The sequence below is a fragment of the Roseomonas sp. 18066 genome (genome assembly GCF_902706185.1).
GTDB lineage: Bacteria > Pseudomonadota > Alphaproteobacteria > Acetobacterales > Acetobacteraceae > Pseudoroseomonas.
Genome location: NZ_CACSJM010000243.1, coordinates 1 through 5,791, shown reverse-complemented (window position 1 = coordinate 5,791; position 5,791 = coordinate 1). Strand labels below are relative to the sequence as shown.

Below are 5,791 nucleotides of genomic sequence, written 5' to 3'. Positions count from 1 at the left end.
CCCCCCAGCGCCGCGCCCTGGCCGGCCGCCGCCGCCCCGGCCGCGCTGCCCAACGCGGCGCCGCCGGCCCCGCTGACCGCGCCCAGCTGTCCGCCGGTCTCCGGGTTCGGCGTGTCGACCGACTGGGTCTGCACCCCGATCGGCGACCCGGTGGCGCGCTGCGCGCTGTCGGCGACCGAGCTGTAATTGGCGCGGCTGCCGGTGTGCAGGCTGTGCAGATCCTCCTCGCTCAGCTGCCGGCGCAGGCTCGCGGGATCGAGGCCGCCGTTGTTCGGGCCTCTGCGCGACGGCTCGGAGGCGGGGTTCGAGGTTTGATCAGACATGACGGCGCTCCAATCCGACGGCGGGAAGTCCCTGACTTCTTGTCGGGGGATCGTGACCGGCAGCCGGGCCCGGCTGGTCTTGAACCAGCCCTTCCGGCGCGGTCGGCTGGCCGCAGAATGCCCGCCCAAGCCCGAAGAAACCTTTAATCCGCCGCGCCGGAACGGCACCGCGCTTAAGCCTGCCATTAAGGCGCCTTCCGGCATCCTGCGCTTCGGGGCGGGCCAGGACGGTCCGCCGGACACCAGGGGCCAGCACGGTGCCAGCTTTCCGGAAAAATCCCAGGATCACCGACCTCCAGGGCCAGTTCGGGCTCGGCGTGGCCTCGATGTGCCTGAACATCCTCAGCCTCAGCGTCCCGATCGTGGTGCTGCACGTCTATGACCGCGTGCTGCCGAACGGCACCGGCCAGACCCTGGCCAGCATGCTGCTGGGCCTCGGCGTGCTGGTGATCGCGGAAATCGCGCTGCGCATCGCGCGCGCCACCATCGCGCTCCGCGTCGACAGCCTGCGGGAGCACCTGGTGCGCTGCCGGCTGATGCGCGACGTCATGCGCGGCACGCCGCAGGCCCTGTTGGGCCTGTCCCCGGCCGAGATCACCACCGGCATCGCCGCCGCCGGAGTGCTGCGCGAATCGCGCACCCAGCGGCTGCAGGTGCTGTTCGACATGCCCTTCGGCCTGCTTTTCATGGTGCTGATCGGCATCATCGGCGGCGGGCTGGTGCTGGTGCCGATCGGCGTCGCCGGGCTGTTCCTGCTGATGGGCTGGCGGGTCTCGCGCCAGCTCGCCTTTGCCGACCTGCAGCGGCTGCGCGCCGAGCAGCAGCGCGACAGTTTTCTGCGCGGCGTCTTCCCGGCCCTGGCCCTGGCCAGGGCGCTCTGCGCCGACCTGCTGCTGCCCGGCAAGCTGCAGCGGCTGCAGGAGGGGCATGCCACCATCCTGCGCGACACCGTCACCCTGGGCACCATCCTGCGCGAGGTGGTGGCCGTCGCCGGCCAGGTGCAGGTGGCGCTGGTGGTGGGCATCGGCGCCGTGCTGGTGCTGGAGGGCAAGCTGTCGACCGGCGGGCTGGCCGCCTGCACCCTGCTGGCCGGGCGCGTGATGCAGCCGCTGCAATCCGGCCTCGGCCTGCTGCAGGGGTGGCACGAGGCGCGCCGCGCGCGGGAGGCGATGGGCCGGTTGCAGGCGCTGGCGGTCGAGCGGATCGAGCTCGAGACGACGGAGGCGCTGTGGACGGCGCCGCCGGCGATCCGCATGCAGGGCATCCGCTTCGGCCTCGACGATGGCGGCCCGCCGCTGGTGCTGGAGGTGCCGGCCGGCAAGCTGGTCACCATCGACGCGCCGCCCGGCAGCCCCTGCCGCAGCCTGCTGGCAGCCCTGCTCGGCTATGTCGAGGTGGCCGAGGGCGAGATCATGCTGGGCGACACCAGGTTGTCGCCGGCGACGGCGCCGCTGGTGCGCCGCCAGGCAGCGCTGATCGGCCGCAGCCCGACGCTGTTCAGCGGCTCGCTGATGGACAACCTGACCGGCTTCGGCCACCCCGAGCGCGAGGCGGAGGTGCAGTACCTCTCCTTCCTCTTCGGCCTGGACACGGCGGTCAAGCGCCTGCCGGACGGCTACGACACCCAGATCGACCAGGGTGGCCGCAGCCTGCCGGTCGGCATCCGCCAGGGCGCGGCGCTGGTCTCGGCGCTGTCGGCCAAGCCGCGGCTGCTGCTGCTGGACGAGGCGGAGATCGGGCTGGACCCGGCCGCCCAGCTGCGGCTCGGCGACTTCCTCAAGCGGCTGAAGGGGCGCGCCACGCTGATCGTGCTGACCGGCAACGCGGCGCTGCGCAAGCATGCCGACCTGCGGCTGCGCTTCCAGGACAGCCGGCTGGTGGCGGAGGCATGACCACCCTCGCCTATTTCATCCAGGGCGCGCCCGTCGCCGCCTCGCTGGAGGCGCAGGCGGAGGCGGTGCCGGTGGGGCTGGCCGGGCTGCTGCAGGCCAGCGGCTGGCGCGGCCTGCCGGTCGAGGTGGCCGAATCGCTCGGCCGCGAGCCGCTGAGCTTCGACCGCGCCTGCTCGGTCGCCCGCCTGCTCGGCCTCTCCGCCCGCCTGCGCCGCCTGCGGGTCGAGGCGGCGCTGCGCAGCGGCTTTCCCTGCATGATCGAGGGCCCCGGCGAGAAGCTGCTGGTGATCCTGCCGCAGGGCGAGGAGCTGGTCTGCGTCGACGCCATGTCGGGGGCGGAGGCCGCGGTGCCGGCGCTGCGCCGCCGCGTCCGCTGCGTCACCTTCTCGCTGCCGGAGGGGCTGCAGCCGCGCTGGAGCGTGGTGCTGCGCGGCCTGACCGGGCGGGGCCTGTCGCTGGTGATCGGCATGGCGGCGGCGATCAACCTGCTGGGGCTGGCGCTGCCGCTCTTCACCCTGGCGGTCTACGACCAGGCGCTGGCGGCGGACGACCTGGCGCTGCTGGCGCTGCTCGGCCTCGGCCTCGGCATCGCGCTGGTCGGCGATCTGGGGCTGCGGGTGCTGCGCGCCGTCATGCTCGGCCACCTGGCCGGCCGCGTCGACCTGGCCGCGGTCAGCGACCTGGTCGGCAAGATGCTGCGGCTGCCGCCCGAGCTGGCCGACCGCCTGTCGCCGATGGTGGCGCGCGGGCGGCTGCGCGAATGGGACGCCATCCGCAGCTTCTTCTTCGGCCCGCTCAGCCTCGCCTGCATCGAGGTGCCCTTCGTCGCCGGCTACCTGCTGGCGCTGGTCTTCCTGGCCGGCTGGCTGACCCTGGCGCCGGTGCTGGTGCTGGTGCTGGGCCTCTGCCTCAGCCTGTGGCTGCTACGCCGGGCGCGGCGCGGCGCGATGGAGGCCATGGCCGCCGTCTCCGCCTTCCAGTCGCTGCAGAACGAGATGATCGACATGCTGCGGCCGATCAAGGAGAAGGGCGCCGAGCCGCTCTGGCTGGCGCGCTACCGCCAGGCCTCGGCCAACTACGCCCGCGCCGGGCTGGTCGAGGCGCGGGTCTCCGCCACCGCCCAGGTGGCGGCGCAGAGCATCACCACCTTCTGCGCGGTGGCGACGCTGGCCACCGGCGCCACCATGGCGCTGTCCGGGCATCTCAGCGTCGGCGGGCTGATCGCCGCCATGGCGCTGATCTGGCGCATGCTGTCGCCGCTGGGGATGGTGCTGACCGCGCTGGCGCGGATCCGCACGGTGCGCGGCGCGGTGGGCTCGCTGGACGGGCTGATGGCCAGCCCCGAGGAATTCTCCGCCCAGACCAAGGGGGCGGCCGACAATATCCGCCGCGGCACCGGCGGGCGCGTGGGCTTCGCAGGCACACTGTTCTCCTATCCGGGCGGCGCCGGACCGGTGCTGCAGCAGATCAGCTTCGAGGTGAAGCCGGGCGAGCTGGTGGCCATCACCGGGCCGAACGGCGCCGGAAAATCGACCGTGCTGAAGCTGATCCTCGGCCTGTACCGGCCGCAATTCGGCGCCGTGCTGCTGGACCAGACCGACCTGCGGCAGATCACCCCGCGCGCGCTGCGCCACAGCCTGGCCTATGCGCCGCAGGAAATGCCCGACCTGCCGATCAGCGTCGCCGAGTTCCTGCGCCTCGGCAGCCCCGCCGCCAGCGACATGGCGCTGGAGGATGCCTGCGAGCGCGCCGGCATCCGCACCGAGGTCGAGGACCTGGCGCAGGGCTTCGCCACCCCGCTGGCACGGCTGGCCGGGGCCGAGCATCTGCGCAGCGGGCTGCGCCTGGCGCGTGCCTGGCTGCTGGATGCCAAGCTGGTGCTGCTCGACGAGCCCGATGTCAGCCGTCCGGAATGCCGCCGCGCGCTGCTGGCCGAGCTGGAGCGCATCCGCGGCAAGCAGACCGTGCTGCTGGTCACGCATGATTCGCAGCTGGCCTCGGCCTGCGACCGCGTCATCGCGCTCCGCCAGGGCAGCATCATCTTCGATGGCACGCCACGCGACCTGGCGGCCCGGTTGGAAAGCGCCGCCCGATGAGCTCCACCCTCCGCCCCAACAGCCCGACCAGCGCGCTGGCCCGCAGCCTGACCGGCGAGGACCGGGTCACCGGCGCCAGCCTGTTCGAGACCGAGGGGATCAGCCGGCTGGCCATGGTCGCGGTGCTGGGCATCGGCGGGCTGCTGGTGGCGGCGCTGGCCTGGTCGGCGGTGATGCCGGTGGCCGAGATCTCGGTCAGCTCCGGCGAGGTGCTGCCGATCGGCTCGGTCAAGCAGGTGCAGCACCTGGAGGGCGGCATCGTCGCCCGCGTGCTGGTCGAGGAGGGCGCCGTGGTCGAGGAGGGCCAGGCGCTGGTCGAGATGGATCCCGGCCAGGCCGAGCCGGAGCTGAACCAGCTGCGCACCCGGCTGACCGGGCTGCAGCTGCAGGCGCAGCAGATCACCGCGGTGATGGGCGGGCAGGAGAGCATCGCCATCAGCCCGGCCGAGGAGGAGTATCGCGAGCTGGTGCTGGCCCAGGCCGAGCTGCTGCAGGCGCGCAGCCGCGCCCATGCGGTGCAGCGCCAGGTGGTCAACCAGCAGATCCTGGGCCGCCGCGCCGAGCTCGACGTCAATGCCGGCCAGGTCGATTCGATCCTCAACCAGATCGGCTTCCTGCGCGAGCAGGTGGTCGGCCGGCGCGAGCTGGTCTCCAAGGGGCTGGCGCCGCGCTTCCAGCTGCTGGAATCGCAGCGCGAGCTGGCGCGGCTCGAGGGCAACCATGTGTCGCTGGTGCGCGAGGCGACCCGCACGCGGGAGGGCCTGGGCGAATCCCAGGCGCGGCTGTCGGAGCTGGAGACCCGCTTCCGCGCCGACCTGGCCACCGAGCTCAGCAAGGTCACCGCCGAGATGCAGGAGCTGCGCCAGGCGATCCAGCGGGCGGAAGCGCGGGTGCAGCGGCTGCGGGTCGCGGCCCCGGCGCGCGGCACGGTGCAGAATATCCAGGTGAAGACCTCGGGCGGCGTCATCTCGCCCGGCGCGCTGCTGATGGAGCTGGTGCCGGCGGACGCCAAGCTGCGCGTCGAGGCGCGCATCACCGCCCGCGACATCGGCCATATCCGCGTCGGCCAGGAGGCGCGGGTGAAGGTGCTGACCTTCGACTACACGCGCTTCGGCGTCATCCCGGCGGTGGTGACCAATGTCTCGGCCTCCTCCTTCCACGATCGCGACGGCACGCCCTACTACAAGGCCGAGCTGGCGCTGTCGCGCGAGCATGTCGGGCTGCAGGCGGATGCGCGCATCCTGTCGGGGATGAGCGTGCTGGCCGATATCCGCACCGGCGAGAACAGCCTGCTGCGCTACCTGCTGGCGCCGCTGCAGCGTTCGCTGGGCGAGGCCTTCCGCGAGCGTTGACGCGATGCCGCGCCACGCCCTCAGGCTTCCGCTTCAGCCAATGTTCACCCCGGACAGTGTTCACTGCCCCTGTCGCCGCCGCGCGCCGCGACGCCCCCGGGAAGGATCCCCCCGTGCCTCACCCCCGC

4 protein-coding genes are annotated in these 5,791 nt (G+C 73.0%); 3 read left to right on the top strand and 1 reads right to left on the bottom strand.

The genetic code is table 11. The features are described from left to right. Nucleotides 1–323 (bottom strand): hypothetical protein (locus GVN67_RS27815; RefSeq protein WP_200845427.1); only part of this gene is annotated, 323 nt, incomplete at its 3' end. Nucleotides 324–580: 257 nt separating this feature from the next. Between GVN67_RS27815 and GVN67_RS27810 the strand changes: the two genes are divergently transcribed. From GVN67_RS27810 to GVN67_RS27800, 3 genes are read left to right on the top strand one after another with little or no spacing between them, the layout of a single operon-like run. Next, the gene (locus GVN67_RS27810) at nucleotides 581–2,215 is read left to right on the top strand and encodes an ATP-binding cassette domain-containing protein (RefSeq protein WP_160000564.1); all 1,635 of its coding nucleotides are present in this window, start codon (nucleotides 581–583) and stop codon (nucleotides 2,213–2,215) included. After that, on the top strand, nucleotides 2,212–4,311 hold the full coding sequence (locus GVN67_RS27805) for a peptidase domain-containing ABC transporter (protein ID WP_160000563.1): 2,100 nt from the start codon (nucleotides 2,212–2,214) through the stop codon (nucleotides 4,309–4,311). The genes GVN67_RS27810 and GVN67_RS27805 overlap by 4 nt, the downstream gene beginning before the upstream one ends. Continuing rightward, on the top strand, nucleotides 4,308–5,663 hold the full coding sequence (locus GVN67_RS27800; RefSeq protein WP_160000562.1) for an HlyD family type I secretion periplasmic adaptor subunit: 1,356 nt from the start codon (nucleotides 4,308–4,310) through the stop codon (nucleotides 5,661–5,663). Before GVN67_RS27805 ends, GVN67_RS27800 begins: the two co-directional genes overlap by 4 nt. The last annotated feature ends 128 nt before the right edge of the window (nucleotides 5,664–5,791 follow it).

Excerpts from the sequence above, each read along its gene's own strand:
- GVN67_RS27805 (WP_160000563.1), top strand. The coding sequence starts at position 2,212 with ATGACCACCCTCGCCTATTTCATCCAGGGCGCGCCCGTCGCCGCCTCG.
- GVN67_RS27800 (WP_160000562.1), top strand. The coding sequence starts at position 4,308 with ATGAGCTCCACCCTCCGCCCCAACAGCCCGACCAGCGCGCTGGCCCGC.